We start from the raw sequence: 14,408 nt of genomic DNA, 5'->3' as shown, positions 1-14,408 counted from the left end.
CTTCTTCTATATAAACATTTATGTTAAAAGTTAAAATCCACGCCGCTGCTGCTCGAACTTCATTCTTTTCTCGATTTCGCGGAAAACCTTATCCGCAATCTTCGTGACATCCAGCTGCGGGATCTGCTTCACCAGCTCCTGCAGCTGCTCGCTAGTCAGCTCCGGCGGCGCTTGTGGAACCGGCGCCGCTGGGGGTTGGGCCTCGTCTGCGCTCGCTTTGGTGCGCAGCCAGTCCATCTCCAGCGGGGCATCCGCCAACGCGCTGTTCGGTACAGGAGCCGCTGGAGCTTGCTTGTGCTCCAGCGTTGGTTGCTGCGAGGCCAAGTGCTCCTGCCTCGCGGATGTGATGCTGCTGCCTATGCTAGGCAGCAGGGTGCTTGGCGCGCCCGCTTGCGGGGCGCCGGTGCTTGCGGCGGCTCTGCCTATGGCAGCCGCCTGCGTGAAGCTGCCCGTCCCGTGGGCGGGCAGCAGGTGTACCGCTGCGGCAGGCGAAGCCGCAGCGGTTCCCGCAGGAGCAGCTATGCGCGCTCCTGCGCTGCTCGCCAGCAGCGGCATGACACGCGGTGTCATGCTGGCGGGCTGGCGAGCCATTGACGCGCGGGTCATTCGCGCGTCTGCTCTTGCCGCTGCCCGCGAAGCGGCAGCGGGCTGCTCCGCCTGAGTGCGCGCTTCTTCCAGCGCGCTCAGGGCCCTGATGGTTCGCTCTGCGGAATCAGACAGGAAGCTGCCAGCTTCCGACTGATTAAGCGAACCAGATCTCGCGCGCTGCGCGCGGTCGTTTTCAGCGGCTAAGGTTTGCCGCTGAATATGCTCCACTTGCGCACCGCGCCTTACTCCCATGGCAGGCTGCTTCCGCGATTGCATTGCGCTCCCTGCCTGCAGTTGAAGCTTCGCGTGTGCCTCAGCTTCCATTAAGCGATGCACTTCAGTTAATCTACCTGCATCCACCAAATTCGAGCCAAACGTCCCTACTCGGCCTAAGCTAGTTGAAGCTCTCTCATCTGACGAGCCTTTGGTCGCTCTACCTACCATTGAAACTGAAGTTTCCAGTCCACTAGTGGCACTGGAGGGTCTTCTCCTGGCGACTCCAGGAGATGATTCACTTGCCGCTGTGGCTGCTGTTTCTATGAATTCTTTAACGTAAACTGTACGATTACTGCTTTCCGGTTCCACTTTTCTATCCGGAGAAGACTGTCCCTCTCTTTGTTTCCAAATGGCTTGGACAGCCGATACTGGTGACTGCTGTCGTAATACTGCATCTAATTGCCTGTTCCGCACCATCCCTATTGCCGCTGCTGCCGGTACAAGGCTTGGCCCCATGCTTTTCAAGCTGTTTTCCGTTATTTTGGAAGCAATCTCAGCTGCAAAATCCCCCGAAGACCGGCCGTTTTGAATCCAATCATTCGATCCTTTTTCATTTGGGTCCACTATGGACTGGCTGCGTCCGGTTTGTTCAAGGGATACCGATGAATCGGTTAGCTGCTCAGCCGGTTTACGGAAAATCCTTTCAACAATCCTTCCAAAGCTGTTTGATCTTCTTGCCAGATCTACTCTAGTACCTTCAGCGGATTGTCCCTGATTTTCAACGACTGTACGCCCATGCTGCCTATTTCCATCATTCGTTGCCGACATCTCGGTAAACATGGAACCTATTTTCGCGATACTGGATTCTGCAATTTTTGCAGATATCTCAGAAGCTAAGTTGATAGGCGATAAGGTGCTTTGCACGACATCAGCATCACGCTCAGCCACTTGGTTGTCGACCTGCTGTTCGTGATTGGCGCCGCTTGGCCCATTACTTACTGGAGAGCGGAAAATACGCTCTGCCTCCTGAAGTCGCGTACTTGCTTGCAGACTAGCACGGTAACCGTCAAGCGGACTTGCTGAAACCAATTTCGTTACACTGTTTTCGGCCTTTTTAGCTATATTTGCAGATATCTCAGAAGTTACGTTTGAAGGTTGGTATAGACCCTGTCCTGGGGAAACAATATTCCCCGCTTCAGGTCGACTTCCTCCGACTTGTTTTACCGAATCCATTGGCCTACCCGTTTGGCTTGGTTGACTAATCGGCTGTCTGTTATCAACATGAGTCATCTCATGCCTCCGCTGATTGCTCTCCCCCCGCAACATTCGCGGTTTGTAAGTTGTCATGGCGGTAAAATTGTTTCTAACAGATCTATCTCTAATCAAAAGATTAGGGTTTGTATGTGTACTTCCAACAATTGAATCATTAGAAGATTGCTGTCTTTGTTTTTGGAGAAGCTGCTGCAGCATTTTATCATTGCTTTGAATTTTCACAGCTGCTTCTGCACCATTTTCCATGGCGCTGGGCTTTCTATGAATTAGCTTGTGTCCGCTCAATTGATTAACGACGGGTTGCTCGGGGTGCTCCATTACGGAACTCTGTCCCATCCTGCCGGCTGTGCGTATAATTCGGTGAACTGCGCTTACATCGTTAGTGAACTTCCCATTACTGGAAGTTGCCCCGACTTGCCCTAACCCGACATTCCTCCGTTTAACCGCCAGATCATCATCTACGTGATCCACTACTTGTTTGGACCGCTGCCTGTTTCCTTGCTGAAGAGCTTCCGTCTGTGCATCGATCTGCACTAGATTTTGAGCTTTCCCTTGCTCCTGCACTTTCTGTTGCTCTTGCGTTCTTTCTTGCTCCTGCACTCTCTGCTGCTCTTGCGCTCTTTCTTGCTCTTGCACTTTCTGCTGCTCTTGCGCTCTTTCTTGCTCCTGCACTCTATGCTGCTCTTGCGTTCTTTCTTGCTCTTGCACTCTCTGATGCTCTTGCGTTCTTTCATGTTCTTGCACTCTATGCTGCTCTTGCGCTCTTTCTTGCTCCTGCACTCTATGCTGCTCTTGCGCTCTTTCTTGCTCTTGCGCTCTCTGCTGCTCTTGCGTTCTTTCTTGCTCCTGCACTCTCTGCTGCTCTTGCGCTCTCTCTTGCTCTTGCGCTCTCTGCTGCTCTTGCGTTCTTTCTTGCTCCTGCACTCTCTGCTGCTCTTGCGCTCTCTCTTGCTCCTGCAACCTCGTTTGCTCTATCGCGCGCTCTTGCTCTTGCGCTAGTCGCTGAGCCCGAACAACACCCTGCTCTTGATCATTTGCGCTAACTTGCCAACTGGTTTCAGCCTGATTCTGCTGCTTCTGAGCTTCATCCCCGTGACTCATTTGCTCTTGCAAAATTTGCAATTGCTCCTGAAGCTGTGCGGTATGCTGATTGACTACACTCTGCTGGGTAAGCAGTATCTCTTGTTCTTTAGCTCGATCTTGCTCTAATTGTTGCAGCTGTTGTTGTTTTTCCTGTTCCTGCCGCTCTTGCTCCTGTACCCGCACTCTCTCACGTTCAAGCACCTGCATGTCCAATTGTTCCTGCATGCGTGTTTGCTCTTGCGCTTGAACTTGTGCATCCAAACGTGCTTGCTCTTGCCCTTGTGTCTTTCGCCACACACGTGGTGAACTCGGCGCGCCTCCCCAGGCTTCGGCGCTTGTATTCAAATTTGCTGTTGCATGCATAGCAAAGGGAACGGTTGATGTTAAGCGAGACGCATTGATGGCAACCGGAACCTTACTCGCTGCCAGAAAACCTTTGGATGTTGATGCCTCAAGTTTACGCTCCACTCTCGCATCGCTTCCATGAGATGTCAGCATTGAATCTATTGCAGCCGACGACTCCTTCGAAGCGTTTCTTACTAGCAAACTATTGATAAATTGTACCGCAGCCGGTGCTGTACCTGTCGAAAATGGACCCTCACCAAGTTTTGGCAGTAATTTGGGAAACGACGCCGACAAGCTTGAACTTGCCCTGTCTTCCACAAATGCCTGTTGATGCTGCACCTTACTGACCAACTGAGGCTGAACTACACCATTTAAAGATTGTTTGGCTACTTCTAAAACAGAAGGCTGACCTGAACTGGTACTTGCATTTGCATTTGCATTTGTAATTGCACTTGTACTTGCTCTTGCATTTACACTTCCATGTGCACTCGAACTTCCCCTCGCACCCGGCACAGTAGAAGAAGCGCCTTGTTTTTCCAATACTCTCACAGATGACTTGCCTTCTTGAAACTGTTCGAGTAAACGCGAGGTTTGTTGAATAGCCTCTACATGATTAGCCACGTTAATATGACTAGTCTTAGCTGCATGATTCAAGCCAGTGCGAGTTGCAGACGGATCTCCTTTTTCATGGAAGACATTTCGATGAGAAAGGTGGATGTTTTTAAGCTGTATGTTGATATTTTGAGTTGTATGTTGATGTCTGCTCACCGCTTGCGACTGCTGTTCCGGCATCGAATGCCGGGTGCTGCCAACCATCCCTATCGAGGCAGCAATCTGCCCAATCGAGCGGTTGATTAACGGTAAGCTTCCTTTATTAACGTGATTAATTAAATCAGGTTTGACCCTTTTCTCATGAGAAGATTCAGGGATCATTTGTTGATCAATTATATGGTTAACGGATGACTTCGTTTCGCGCTGCTTTTTGCTTTTGCGCCCTCTTTTCTTAACCGGCTTTTCAGTCGGCTGCTCCTCTTGCAAATGAGCCGAAGTTGCATCCAATGGACTTGAAGATCTGTGCGTTAATGCTTGAGCTGTCGGAACCTTATATCCGGCATTCGTCATAAGATGCTCAATCTGACGAATGGTTTGTTGTTTCGTGATGAGCGGAGCCGATTCTGGGTGCTGTAAATTTTGTAAAAGCAATTCCAACTGGATAACCCATGCTCGATCATTCGGATCTGTTAATGCCGCTAATTGTTTGCGGGTGTGTTTCCCATTTTGCTTAAAGATAAGGGCTAGCAATCCTAAATAGTTGTTTCGCCAAAAACCATATTTGCCTACAATCCCTGTCGCAAATTGATTGGATTCTCTTGCTGTACGACCTGCGGAGCTGGTGTTCGCCGCCGAAGTCCGCCAAACAGCTTTCTTGGCCTTTTTCCTCTTCACCTGGGGTTTATTTGATTGTCGAGATTTCATAAACAATCCCCCTAAGCGTTGTGTCGATAACTTGCGTCTTCTTTACTTTTTAAAAATCGTCTTCAAACCTTCATGTACCAGCTCGATAGACTCAATAGCCACACTTCCGCTGGTAGCGTTCAAATCCGGCCCGTTCCATTTCACGGGAAATGCCCCAAAGAAGTTCCAACGGCACATCTCCGTCCCCGCTTGATTATGCAGGATAATGGAGCCGTTTTTTCGTTTGATTTTGCCTTGAGTAACGCTATCGTACCAATCCCACAGTTCACTGGAATTGGTGATGCCTCTTTTGAGCACAATGTTCGGATACTTCGTATGTTCGATCATGTAGTGGGGGTGCGAATTGACGCCGCCTTCCCATAACGGCTTTACCTCCGTCTCCGACTTCATGCCGGTTACTTCAGAGAAACCTCCAACGATCAGCCCGTCAAGCTCTACCACGAATCGAAATGCGCTGCCAACATTATGCGGTTTGGATATTTTCACTTGTTACTCACCTCTTACCGAACACATCAAACGGATTGTCAGGCTGCTTTTTACCATCGTCATTCAAATTGCGGTTGATGCGGGAAATTTCCTCGCACCACGTTCGGCGCTCCTTGTGTTCCATTGACATGATTTCATCATGCGTCCAATGAAAATAGTAAGCAATAAAGCCCGCTTCCTCATAGATCTTGTCAATGGGATATCCGGTTATGCCCCCGCCATCTCGTCCAAAAAAGACACGTCCACATCGAACTCATGCTCACATTTCGGACAGCTTGTGTGCACTCTCGGCACTTCCATTTCATTAATTTGACGATAAAAGTTTTGCAGGAACGCGAGATCCGCCGTAAAAAATTTTTCAACAACTCTTGTATCGATAGCACGAAGATCGCCAAGGTTCGTAATGACGCGCGTTAACAAGATAATGGTCAGATAACCAGGGTTTTGCTGAACGCGTTGATCACGCATAGGCAGGATTTCGTCTGCAGCTGTCGCTAACCGCATAACGCCTCTTTTGTGCAGGTTACCATTCTCATCGACATATCCTCTAGGCAGTTCGAATTCGTATTCTGTTTTGAAAGCCATGATGGTTTCCTCCTTATGCTTTAAGCTGAAAAAAAGAAGAGATAGGAACCGGAGACTGCTGCTCCGGCGCCTACTCTAACAAACGTTACTTCGTACGTGTCATACCTTCATGAGCAAGCTCTAAGCTCTCAATGGCAACTTCATTGCCTGTACCCTTGAAGCTTGGTGCTGAGTACTTAGACGGCCACGCTTCAATAACCTGCCAAGTTGCTACGTCGCCGCCTTCTTCATTGATCGCGATGATCGTAACCGTTTTGCGGGAAACTTTCCCTTGAATGGACTCGGACATCCAGTTGTACATATCCATGGAGTCTGTAACGCCCCACTTCAGTGAGATGTTACCGTATTTCGCAAGCCCCGGAAGCTTCCGAGGTGTAATTGTTTCATTGCCTTCACGGTATTCAATTACCGAAAGGGAAGCGTCAAATCCGGAGATTTCACTGAATCCAGCTTGCTGAATTCCTTCTACTTCAATTCTAAATCTAAAATTGCGGTATGGATCCCTACGTTCGCCAGCCATGTTATACCCCTTTCCTAATGTAAGAAATATCTAACGTTTCAACTATTCTTCTCTTGTTTTCTGAGTAATGCGGAAGATCACGAACTCGGCAGGTTTCACCGGCGCTACCCCGATCACACAAATGAGTCGGCCATTATCAATGTCATCCTGTGTCATTGTGCTGCGGCCAATGTTAATGTAGAACGCCTCGGAAGGACTTCCGCCCATTAAAGCGCCGTCTCTCCAAACACGCGTTAAGAACGCATCGATGGTACGTTGTACACGAGCCCAAAGCTGTTCATCATTCGGTTCGAAAACGACCCAGTTCGTGCCATTCTTGATGGACTCTTCAATAAAGATGAACAAACGTCTAACGTTAACATATTTCCACAATCCGTTAGAGGACGTTGTACGAGCACCCCATACACGAATTCCTTGTCCGGCAAAAGCACGAATCAAGTTAACGCCTTGTGGGTTCAAAATATCTTGCTCGCCTTTGTTATATTGGCAGTCCAGACCAACGGCACCGCGAACGACTTCGTTAGCAGGCGCTTTTTGTACGCCACGCGTTTGGTCGGAACGGGAGTAGATACCGATGACAGACCCTGATGGCGGGATGGAAATATTTCTTTTATCTAATGGATCGAACACTTGAAGCCAAGGATTGTACATCGCTGCGTAAGAACTGTCAAAAATGTTGCGGTGCGTCATAACGTCAGCAACTTTAGTTTTCTCGCGCGGAATGTCAAGAACAGCGAAACGGCTGCCTAGGTTTTCACAGTGAGCAACCAGAGAAAGCTGAACGGTAGGCTCCGTTACACCAGGGATAGCCATGATGCTGACAACATCGTTGTCGATGAAAGACTGGATTCCTGTACGTTTGCCAGGTCCACGGTCAACACCCATGAAGATATCAGGCGTTACTTGTGCGATGGAACCGTTGCTTCCGCCTGACAGGGCGATTTGGAATTTCCCAACGGATTCATCCTCACCGGAAAGCACCTCGAAAGGAGCGACAGCGCCAAGATCTTTACCTTCTGTCAAATCCTTCACCGTAATGATGTTGGAACGGGAAACGATTTTCTCGATATGGTTAGCTGCTGAGATGTTCAAGGATACTTTCTCGTAAGTCTCAGCTTCATCGCCGTAGAATACATGCAAAGTGAATTCGCAAGTTGTCAAAACTTTGGCAGGAAGCAGACCAGCGTCTACAACATCGCCTTCAAGTTCTACTGCAAGCTCAATGATGTTATCTTGGGATGCGATAACTTTACTGTATTGCTTTTGGCCAGCTGCTTCGAAAGCAACAACGTCGCCTACGTTAAAGCCAGCGTTATTTTTCACACGGTATTGCGTTTCGCTAAGCACTTCGTAGATTTGTGTTTTGGCTTTGCTGGATGGCACAACGACGATACGAACTTGGTTGCCCCATGTTCCAGGGTTTTTGGAAGAAATTTGGAGAACAGCGGATTCTTTGTTGCTTTCCGCTTTGTTCGTTGCTACTTTTGCATCGGTTGGCGCTACACGCATAACGTAACAGCGGGAACCTCCGTTTAAGTAGAAATGCTCAACAGCGTAAGAAAGGAAGCGATACTCGCCGAATTCGTTCTCGGACAAGTAGCTGCCGAATAAACGATGAAAATCAGCTACGCTCGTTACCAATTGAGGGACACCTTCAATTTCCCCTCTTTGCGCAAGCCCTATAAACCCGGCCGTACTTGTGCTTGCACCTTCAAGCGGTTGTGCACCGCTGTCAAACTCTTCCACATAGACTCCAGGTGATAAATAGTCAGCCATTGTTCCCCAGTTCCGTCAATATGGCATTCAAATCAATTACGCAGCCATAGACGTGAAACCAGTTCTCTCCTTTCTGCTTGTCATTTTTGTATAGAAGATGGACGTGTCCATTCTACTAATTAGGGTTAGGTCAGACGAATAACGCCTAGATTGGCGGTCGTTCCTTCAGTTACTAGAACTTCCTTCGTCAACAGCTTGTTGGAACCATATGTAATGAGCAAATCTGTCTGAAAAGCCGAAATCCGATTGCCACGAAAAGCAATCACGGCCTCTCCGCGTTCTGTAACTCGTGTTTCTTGGACAGGCAGCAAAAGGGAGCCTCTGGCAAACGCTTTGGTCAGCTTTTTCTTCAACCGAAAGCGCTTCTGATGCTCGACAACTTCCGCAATCTGGATGATCTCCTCTGCGGCTTTGGCACCTCGTCCTCGAAGTATGTATGTATCACCTGCAGAAATAACACCTGTAAACGCCCCTAGTGTTATCTCTTCCGCGCCCTTATCCAGTTGTTCGGCCATAACGCGAGCCCTGGCGCACTCTTCGGTCAGAACCGTGGCCTGCAAAATGGCATTACGCACTGGAGCTCCAGCCGCATCCTGAAGCATGGCACGGATAAGTCCAGCCCCTTGGGAAAACGGATAGGAAGGCAGCGGTTTTAACTGAACAACCTCTATTATATTGTCGGTTCCTATAGTGATTAGAGTTTGTTCTTGAAAATAGTGCTCGCTGCTTACCACAAGATGGTATTCACCGGGCGGTAAATCATTAAATATATAGGAACCATTCGATTTACTAATTGCTTTCGAACGGGTGCCTTCAAGAAATACGGTGGTCGTGTTGTTGCCAAGAGGAGTTTGTGAGGTCATGGCATCGATTACGCAGACAACTAAGGATACACGGGTTTTCAATCGTGATACGCGAATATGTTCCACAACCATTGCCCCCTAGCCTTGAATGCGAAAATCGGTTTCCGAAACTCTTTTGGTGGTCTTGATGCGGGTTGAATCAATATTGACTGGCCCCACAGTATAACTGACAGAAAGTCTGTACGGGGTGTCTGCGAAGTTCCACATATTCAGGATGCTCTCGCCTTTGTGAGGCTCCATCACGATGCGAACTTCTTCGTCTTTCTCAGCAAGCGTTCCTACGGTCATTGAACCTCTAAGAATAGAATGATCATAGAGCACTTGCATGGCTCGTCCCAAAATCCGATGCTCATCGAGCGCTCTGGATTGAAGTTCGGCCGGTGAATGTACGGTCAGCAAGTAGCTGAGATCCACCACCATGGGAGGGTATTGAATCTGTGTCGTCCCACGGGCAATCATGTGGGTCTGCCGGTTATCCCCGCTCTCGCGAACGTTGTACAAATAAAGAGATAAGTAGAAATCCCCTTTATCGACAGGCGAAGCAAGCCCGATCATTTCCGGTTGCGGAATGGGATCCGGTGTCATGTTTTCTCTAAGCAGCTTCACTAAAGATGCGCTTACATCGGCAATGACTGAATAATCGCCAATAGGAATCACTTCCTGCCTCAAAATACCTATGTTTTGTGTAGAAATGGTAGGGAATATGTCACATTGTGTACCTTTTTCTATTATAATTGCAAATCGCTAGACTGACTATAGAAAGTTATATTAATTTCTAATAATCTTCCCATTCCTGTTTGGCCAAGATTTTACCCGACTTCTGAAGCTCATGGCGAATGGATTTAATAATATGCTGCATCCGGATCGGTTCGCCCGCTTCTGCGGCAAGAAAGGCGGAGGAGAGGACGACATTCTTAATGTTTCCTCCGGCAATTTCGTACCGCTGCGCCAAATATCGGAAATCTACATCATCGCTGAGAGGCGCCGCTGGAGGGAACATGGATTGCCAGATTTTCTCGCGATACTCGCTATCGGGAAATGGAAATTTGATCACGTAGTTGATCCGGCGCAGGAACGCTTCATCAATATTATTTAATAGATTCGTAGCGAGCACCGTGATGCCTTGATATTCTTCCATCTTCTGCAAAAGATAGGCCGTTTCAATGTTGGCATACTTATCATGGGAATCTTTCACTTCCGACCGTTTGCCGAAGAGGGCATCGGTTTCATCGAAGAACAGCACGGCATTGCTAAGCTGCGCTTCTTCAAAAATCTCGTGCAAATTTTTCTCCGTCTCGCCGATATATTTACTAATTACTTGCGACAGATCGACTTTGTACAGCTCAAGCTGCAAGTCGCCGGCCACCACCTGCGCAGACATTGTTTTCCCCGTGCCCGGCGGGCCGGCGAACAGCATGCTGAGCCCCTTTCCGTAGGCCAGCTTCTTCTCAAACCCCCAGTCGTTGTACACGACGCCTCGGTATTTGACTTGATTGCACGCATTGCGGAGCTGATCCTTCTGCTCAGGGGCGAGAATGATATCCGCCCACTGATAGCGAGGCTCGATCCGCGTCGCTTTGCGCTCCAGCTTGTGCTGCACCTGCTGGTAGCACGCTTTATAGAGCGCGTCGGTGCGCAGCGCCGCCGGGTTGGCTTCCGCCTGGGGCTCACGCTGCCAGGCGGAGTACCCGCGCGCAAGCGTCAGCGCGCGGTAGATTTGCCCCGGGGTGAAGCGGAATTTCCCGCTCATCACCCGGGCATCCAGGCCCACGCTCACGCCGAGCTCGCTCGCGAACACCGTCCAAAGGCGCTCGCGCCCGCCTTCGTCCGGCACTTGCAGTTCATGCTCAAGGAGCAGCCGCTCCTTGGGCTTCCAGTTCAGCCGGCTGTATTTGCCGGCTAACAAAAAGATCATGCCGCCGTAGCCGTCGAGCAGCTCGTGAAACCGCCCAAGCCGCTGCTGCGCCGCAAGATCCGGCTCTTCGGGGTAAAGCTCTTCCAGCCGTGTGAAGCACAGCACGGCTTGGTGCAAAATCGCCTCGCGCACGATGGCGCTCACCTGGTCCTCAAAGCTTGCGGCGTGCAGCAGCACATCCGTAAGATTAGCGATCAGCAGCGGCTTGTTGAAGTGGCTGCTGAAGTGCTTGACCTGCAGCTTCTTGCCTGCGCCCGCATTCCCCCAGAGGTGGAAAGCGAGCCTTTTGCGCTCAGCTGCCGGCAGTTGCTGCTCCTCGCGAATGAAGCCCTGCAGCCGCTGCTGAAAATCCTCTTGAACGAGCAAGGGGGCGAGCTCGTCGTCGGGGTACACCATCTCGACCGCCGGCTTCAGCTTCGGGTCGACTTCCCCCGAATCTAGCAGGAACGCTATGATTCGTTTGTCCAGCAGCAGCGGCTTAGAAAGCAGCGATTGGCCTCTGATCTCGTGCTCTTCACGCTGCAGCATGTATCGCGCCAATCGGCCCTCGGGAGCCATGAAGGTTGTGCGCGCAGCCCGCATGTCCTCCGGGGTGCTGCACGCAACTTGCAGCGCCAAAGAAATATTAGGCGTCTTGCTGGTTAAATCGTCTTGCAAGAAGCCGAAGATGCGTTCATATTTGCGGTCTAATTCTACTGCAAGCCCTAACATGACGAAGCGCTCCTCCATTGGCGAAAGCCCAAATACGGAGGCTGCATACGACAACGGCAGAAATACGCCTGTATGGCGGCTTTCTTCGAGCCTTCCGGCTATGTAGGCTTCCATCTCTTGAATGTCCTCCAAGAGAAACTGCTCCTCCTCCTGGAGATCATCGTCTGTCTCCTGTTCGCCGATCAGACGAATGAATTCATCTTCGGACACAAACATCCCGCGAAACGAATCCGTCTGCGGATCGGGGGTAAGCTTTTGCCGGCGCTTATAGAGAAGCTCCAGCTTTTTATCCAGCAAAACGAGCTCGTCTTTATAATGTTCCCATGCGTGTATATAACCTTGAGCTGCCATAGCCCTCCTGGTGTTTCTATTAATAATTTTCATCGCTTGCCTAATCGGGTGGTTATTCTTTACAATGGTCTCACAAGGCACAAAAAATATTTCCACTATTTGCTAGCATGAAAGGAAAGTGGCCTTTTTCTGATGGAACAACTTCCGGAAAACGATCATACTTGGAACCGAAAACTCATCCATCTTCTATGGTGGATCTTGCTTACCTATGAAGTAGCAGCTATGATCGGTTTTCTCTTTGATATCTATGGACAGCCAACCCAGTGGCTTCATAGCTTCCTGCAATTCCAAGTCATTCCGACTAGCTTGCAGCTTGCCCTCATGGGCGCCGGTTATCTGGCCATTCATTTCCTCAAAAGATACAGTGATTTTATCATGATTATATGGACCATGACCATGGTTTGTATCTATATTATGTGTATCCCTGAGCTGATGAGCTCTTACGAATTAGTTAGCATTCCGATTATTTTATCCTCTGTTTATTTTCAAAAGAAATATATTATTTTCGCTTATAGTTTAGGTCTTGCAAGTTTAACAGCCTTAGTGCTTAGCCAGGTGTACAAAGGTTATCTCATTACGCCTTCTGAAATTATCGTTTCGCTCACCGTTCTATCCGCTACAGCCCTTGTCTGCTTCGCCATTATGAGAAAGGGCCGCATGATGCATGCGCAGCTTGGAGCCTCCACCTTGCGCGAGCAGGATCTGCTCATTCGCAACGTCATGATTGACCGACTTTCCAAGGTAGATGCGCTAACAGAGTTGTTTAACCACCGCTCGTTTCAAGAGCATACGGACCATCTCATTTCGCATATGCCCTATGATACGCCGTTGGAGCTTGCCCTGATGGATATCGATAATTTCAAAAAAATCAATGACACTTACGGACACTGGGTCGGGGACGTTGTACTCAAAACGATTGGCGGACTGCTCAAAGATGTGCTGGGGCCAGATGATATGTCTTTCCGGTATGGCGGCGAGGAATTTGCCGTGCTGTTTGTAGGCAAGACCCACGAGGAAGTACTGGCGGTGTGTGAAACCTTCATGCAGATTATCCGTGAAACGGATATCCCGGAGATGCCGGGGCGACCGTTAACGATGAGTATTGGACTCGCTCCTTATAACCGCAACACGATGAAGAAAGCCTGGTTTCAGCAGGTGGACGAGTGTTTATACATCGCCAAGAGAAATGGAAAAAATTGCATTCACACCTATTTATCCGATCCATACACAGGGTAGCTGAGGGCGTAAAGCTCTCAGTTTTTTTATATTCGCATACATGATTTTGGTGAAATAGGAAAATAATAACCAAAATCAAATGAGGTGAATAATGATGTGTCATTCCGTATCCATTCTTGCTGACGTCAATGACGTCATGAAACAATTCCGTATCGACCGCCTGCTGTCCTATACCGCTAATCGTTATGAGGTCGTGCCGACGGAGTCGGTTTCCGCTGTTATGATCAATCGCAAGGGAGAGCGTCTTCTGGATGAATTCCGTTGGGGGCTCATGCCATTTTGGGCCAAAGATGCTGTTTGCGGGGAGCGCGATTCGATCTTTACGAACACAGCCTTCGAGCGCATCATCAAAAAGCAGCGCTGCATTCTTCCCTGCAGCGGGTTCTATATCCGTGTAACGGAGGGCAAAGAGACCCAGTGGGTGAAGTTCAAAATGCGCAGCGGCACTTTCGGCATCGCGGGCTTATACGATGTATGGCGGGCGCCAAGCGGTGAGGAAGAGCTTCGTACCTGCATGATGCTGATGACAGAAGCGAACCCGCTGGTCTCCCCTTACCATGGCAGCATGCCTGCCATTCTTGATCAAGAGCAGGCCGATAAATGGTTGGATCCCGACATGAAGGACAGCCGCTTGCTCCGCTCTTTCCTTCGCCCTGTTGACGATTTGCTTATGGTGGCGAATGTGTTGTCTTCTCCGGCAGAGAAGTTGGAGACGGGCGCGGACGTCAGCGTATTGGCCTAAAAGAAAAAGCGGTACAAGAAATTATTCTTGTACCGCTTTTTTGTGTGTTGTGGCAGCTGGAGCTGTGTTGCTTGCTTCGGTAGGGGAAATACGGGCCGCTATTTCAGCGAAACTTGCTGCTGTTAGAGGCGGAGTGGAACTACAGGGCTCTATTTGCCCGCAGAAGCTTACATTTGGGCTGAAATCGGTCAGACCCCCTAATTCCGGAGAGTTGTTAGCGAAAGTAACGTTGCTCTTAGAAAT

The 14,408-nt window shown here is 49.5% G+C and carries 12 protein-coding genes; 3 read left to right on the top strand and 9 right to left on the bottom strand.

Features of this window, described 5'->3' with window-relative positions:
• Positions 1 to 30: 30 nt before the first annotated feature.
• The 9 genes from GON05_RS02165 to GON05_RS02130 all read right to left on the bottom strand — a co-directional run bounded on the left by GON05_RS02165 (position 31) and on the right by GON05_RS02130 (position 12,187).
• A complete protein-coding gene (locus GON05_RS02165; RefSeq protein WP_157317620.1) occupies positions 31 to 4,980 on the bottom strand; it encodes a hypothetical protein in 4,950 nt (1,649 codons plus the stop codon).
• A 42-nt stretch (positions 4,981 to 5,022) separates the two neighbouring features.
• Positions 5,023 to 5,466, bottom strand: a complete 444-nt coding sequence (locus tag GON05_RS02160; protein ID WP_127458505.1) for a phage tail protein — start codon at positions 5,464 to 5,466, stop codon at positions 5,023 to 5,025.
• 7 nt (positions 5,467 to 5,473) lie between these two features.
• On the bottom strand, positions 5,474 to 5,653 hold the full coding sequence (locus GON05_RS39615; protein WP_309492648.1) for a DUF6760 family protein: 180 nt from the start codon (positions 5,651 to 5,653) through the stop codon (positions 5,474 to 5,476).
• Positions 5,654 to 5,673: 20 nt separating this feature from the next.
• On the bottom strand, positions 5,674 to 6,051 hold the full coding sequence (locus GON05_RS02155) for a phage tail assembly protein (RefSeq protein WP_127458507.1): 378 nt from the start codon (positions 6,049 to 6,051) through the stop codon (positions 5,674 to 5,676).
• An 85-nt stretch (positions 6,052 to 6,136) separates the two neighbouring features.
• The gene (locus tag GON05_RS02150; protein WP_127458508.1) at positions 6,137 to 6,571 is read right to left on the bottom strand and encodes a phage tail protein; all 435 of its coding nucleotides are present in this window, start codon (positions 6,569 to 6,571) and stop codon (positions 6,137 to 6,139) included.
• A 42-nt stretch (positions 6,572 to 6,613) separates the two neighbouring features.
• A complete protein-coding gene (locus tag GON05_RS02145; protein WP_157317619.1) occupies positions 6,614 to 8,347 on the bottom strand; it encodes a phage tail sheath family protein in 1,734 nt (577 codons plus the stop codon).
• Positions 8,348 to 8,472: 125 nt separating this feature from the next.
• Entirely contained in the window at positions 8,473 to 9,276 is an 804-nt protein-coding gene (locus GON05_RS02140; protein ID WP_157317618.1) for a peptidase associated/transthyretin-like domain-containing protein, read from the bottom strand.
• Positions 9,277 to 9,288: 12 nt separating this feature from the next.
• Positions 9,289 to 9,867 (bottom strand): Pvc16 family protein, encoded by a 579-nt coding sequence (locus GON05_RS02135; RefSeq protein ID WP_246069387.1) that lies wholly within the window; start codon positions 9,865 to 9,867, stop codon positions 9,289 to 9,291.
• A gap of 118 nt (positions 9,868 to 9,985) precedes the next feature.
• Entirely contained in the window at positions 9,986 to 12,187 is a 2,202-nt protein-coding gene (locus tag GON05_RS02130) for an ATP-binding protein (protein ID WP_157317617.1), read from the bottom strand.
• A 132-nt stretch (positions 12,188 to 12,319) separates the two neighbouring features.
• Here GON05_RS02130 and GON05_RS02125 point away from each other — a divergent pair, with 132 nt between their 5' ends.
• The 3 genes from GON05_RS02125 to GON05_RS39000 form a co-directional block, all read left to right on the top strand.
• On the top strand, positions 12,320 to 13,423 hold the full coding sequence (locus tag GON05_RS02125) for a GGDEF domain-containing protein (RefSeq protein WP_157317616.1): 1,104 nt from the start codon (positions 12,320 to 12,322) through the stop codon (positions 13,421 to 13,423).
• A gap of 91 nt (positions 13,424 to 13,514) precedes the next feature.
• Entirely contained in the window at positions 13,515 to 14,165 is a 651-nt protein-coding gene (locus tag GON05_RS02120) for an SOS response-associated peptidase (protein ID WP_157317615.1), read from the top strand.
• A gap of 49 nt (positions 14,166 to 14,214) precedes the next feature.
• A partial coding sequence (locus tag GON05_RS39000; RefSeq protein WP_221435198.1) for a hypothetical protein occupies positions 14,215 to 14,408 on the top strand: 194 nt, incomplete at its 3' end.

The sequence above is a fragment of the Paenibacillus anseongensis genome (genome assembly GCF_009757995.1).
GTDB classification, from domain to species: domain Bacteria; phylum Bacillota; class Bacilli; order Paenibacillales; family NBRC-103111; genus Paenibacillus_E; species Paenibacillus_E chondroitinus.
This window is presented reverse-complemented; position numbering and strand designations above follow the sequence as displayed.

Bases quoted from the DNA above. Each gene is read 5' to 3' on its own strand.
- GON05_RS02150 (WP_127458508.1), bottom strand. From the start codon at position 6,571: ATGGCTGGCGAACGTAGGGATCCATACCGCAATTTTAGATTTAGAATT.
- GON05_RS02145 (WP_157317619.1), bottom strand. From the start codon at position 8,347: ATGGCTGACTATTTATCACCTGGAGTCTATGTGGAAGAGTTTGACAGC.
- GON05_RS02125 (WP_157317616.1), top strand. From the start codon at position 12,320: ATGGAACAACTTCCGGAAAACGATCATACTTGGAACCGAAAACTCATC.
- GON05_RS02155 (WP_127458507.1), bottom strand. From the start codon at position 6,051: ATGGCTTTCAAAACAGAATACGAATTCGAACTGCCTAGAGGATATGTC.
- GON05_RS02165 (WP_157317620.1), bottom strand. From the start codon at position 4,980: ATGAAATCTCGACAATCAAATAAACCCCAGGTGAAGAGGAAAAAGGCC.
- GON05_RS02130 (WP_157317617.1), bottom strand. From the start codon at position 12,187: ATGGCAGCTCAAGGTTATATACACGCATGGGAACATTATAAAGACGAG.
- GON05_RS02120 (WP_157317615.1), top strand. From the start codon at position 13,515: ATGATGTGTCATTCCGTATCCATTCTTGCTGACGTCAATGACGTCATG.